Annotated in this window: 2 protein-coding genes and 1 pseudogene; all 3 read left to right on the top strand. The window is 64.2% G+C overall.

The annotated features are described in order from the left end of the window. Window positions 1-268: pseudogene (locus AC1DMG_RS21450) on the top strand (hypothetical protein); the annotation flags it as partial. A gap of 5 nt (window positions 269-273) precedes the next feature. Beyond that, window positions 274-1,218, top strand: coding sequence for a methyltransferase domain-containing protein (locus AC1DMG_RS21445; protein WP_441603181.1), 945 nt, complete (start codon window positions 274-276; stop codon window positions 1,216-1,218). After that, on the top strand, window positions 1,215-1,967 hold the full coding sequence (locus AC1DMG_RS21440; RefSeq protein WP_441603180.1) for a glycosyltransferase family 2 protein: 753 nt from the start codon (window positions 1,215-1,217) through the stop codon (window positions 1,965-1,967). Before AC1DMG_RS21445 ends, AC1DMG_RS21440 begins: the two co-directional genes overlap by 4 nt. The last annotated feature ends 715 nt before the right edge of the window (window positions 1,968-2,682 follow it).

The following is a 2,682-nucleotide window of genomic DNA, read 5'->3' as shown; positions in this document are numbered from 1 at the left end:
GACGCTGCTCGGCGCCCCCATGCACGCCATGCACGAGCATCTGGAGTCGGCGTACAACGATGGGCAGCGCTACGTGCTGCACTACGTCACCTCGCGCGAGATGTACAACATCATCAAGGCCGCCGAGGCAGGCATGCAAGGCAACCCGGCGCGCTACCGCGATTTTGAACTACCCCCGCCACCGGGCGTCACCCGGTGGACATCCCCGGCGTCATCGCCCGATCAGCGCGCCACCGCAGCGATGGTCGACGTTCCCGGCATGGAGTAACCACGATGCATTGGCGAGCCAAAGGCGTGCTGCAGAAAGTGCTGGGACATGTGCCTGGCGGCGAGCGCGCGCATTACGAGCTGCAGCGCCGGTTCGGCGGCCTGCGCGGCTTCACCCGCGAATTCGACATCAAGATGGATGATTGGCGCCTGATGGCCGGCCACCTGCGCGAAGCCGGTGTTCCCATTGCCGGCGCGCGGCTGTTCGAAATCGGCAGCGGCTGGTATCCCACCTTCCCGTTTGCCTGCTATCTCGGCGGGGCAAGACAAGTGATCACGGTCGACCTGAACCGGCATATCAAGCTGGATCTGGTCAGGGAATGCGCCAGCCATCTGGCCCGCCACACCGCCTTGATCGCCGAAGCCTGCGATGTGCCCGAGCACGTTGTTCAACAGCGTCAGCAGATTCTGGTGGCGCGCCTGGAGCTGAGCGATGACGTGACTGCAGCCACCAACGGCGTAGTGGTCTACGAGGCGCCGGCGGATGCCTCGCGTACGAGCCTCGGCTCACAGCAGCTCGACTGCGTCTTCTCCAACAGCGTGCTGGAGCACGTCGCTCCCGAGGCAGTGGATGGCATCTTCCGCGAAGCCCTGCGCATCCTGGCGCCCGGCGGCATCATGTTCCATTCGGTGAACTGCGGCGATCACTATGCTTATGTCGACCGCAAGATCAACCAGCTCAACTATCTGAAGTATTCCGATAGCCAATGGCGCCGCTGGGACAACGCCTTCCTCTACCAGAACCGCATGCGCGCGCACGAGTTCGTCGACCGGGCCAAGGCGGTGGGTTTCGACATCGTGCTCAACACCGAGTGCGCGCGTGAAACGCGCCTCGCCCAGTTGGCGGCCATGCAGGTCCACGCCCAGTTCGCGCACATTCCACCGGAGCGTCTTTGCGTGACCTCGATTGACTTCATTGGCCGCAAGCACGCGGCAGAAGCACGTCCATGAGCAGCACCCTGGTCAGCGTGGTGATGCCCGCTTACAACGCGCAGAACTATATACGCGGCGCGGTTGCCTCGGTGCTGTCGCAGACCTATGCCTCATGGGAGCTGGTCGTCGTGGACGACTGCTCCACCGACGAGACGCCCGCGCTGCTCGACTCGCTCGCCGAAGTAGACGATCGCGTTCGCGTGATCCACGCCAGGGAAAACGCAGGCGTGGCAGCGGCACGCAACGTCGCCATTGCAGCGGCGCGCGGCAGCCATATCGCATTTCTTGACAGCGACGACGGCTGGCATCCGCGCAAGCTGGAGTGGCAGATGGAGCATATGGAGGAGACGCGTGCACGCGTGTCATTCACGGCTTATGACCGCGTCACCGAACAAGGCCACCTGCTCTCCTGCGTCAGGCCACCCGCCACCGTCAGCTACGAGCAGATGCTGCGCAGCAACCATATCGGCAACCTTACCGGCCTCTACGACCGCAGCCTGGGCGACGCGGCATTTCGCAAGGTAGGTCACGAGGACTACGTGTTCTGGCTGGAGATGGTGCGCCGCGCCGGCTCCGCTTCATGCGTCCCCGGCGACCAGCCCCTCGCCTATTACTGCGTGCGCGACGGCTCMGTCTCCGCCGACAAATGGCGCGCCGCCTGCTGGCAGTGGCGCATCTACCGTGACATCGCCCACCTCAGCTGGCTCTCCTCATCCCAATATATGTGCCACTACGCGTGGCAGGCGATGAGGAAAAGGATGGCGTGACGGCCGCCGATGCACGACATCGGAAACGCCGCCGCGCCCTCACCCCATGGCCAAAATCCCCTTGTAGGAGCGCACTCGTGCGCGACCACCTGACGGAGCGGTACACCCCAGCGCCGCGGTCGCGCACAAGTGCGCTCCTACAATGGGGACGCAGGTCTGTGGATGGCGGATCAATCKTGCCGGTCGGCTTTTTGTGGGAGCGCACCCTGTGCGCGACMAWCCTACGGAGCGGYACACCCCWGCGCCRCGGTCGCGCACAAGTGCGCTCCTACAAGGGAGGACGCAGGTCTGTGGATGGYGGATCAATCTTGCCGGTCGGCTCTTCTGTGGGAGCGCACCCTGTGCGCGACAAWCCTACRGAGCGGTACACCCCAGCGTGGCTGTCGCCCACAGGGTGCGCTCCCACAGACAAGCGCCAGGCGCGGCACCAACTGCCATGCGCGGCTAAGGCCGAAGCGCAGCGAGGCCCGGCTTTAAGTCCTCAGCGATTCGGGCGCGTTGCGCAGCGCTTGGAAGTATCCCTGTGTACCCTCGGAGGTTGTCCCACAACAGCGCACCTCAAGCGTTCGGGCTTATCCCAACACGATGCTGCGGGCGTTATCAGGCCATTCTCTTTGGGTTACTTTCGACGCGAAGCTAGTCCCGTGGGATCTTTTGGGCCAGCAAGAGAAAAGTGACTCGAGCGGCGGCAGCCGTTCGAAACGCCCGCCGCGCA

The organism is Dyella sp. 01N36 (genome assembly GCF_056399745.1).
This window is presented reverse-complemented; position numbering and strand designations above follow the sequence as displayed.

Excerpts from the sequence above, each read along its gene's own strand:
- AC1DMG_RS21445 (WP_441603181.1), top strand. The coding sequence starts at position 274 with ATGCATTGGCGAGCCAAAGGCGTGCTGCAGAAAGTGCTGGGACATGTG.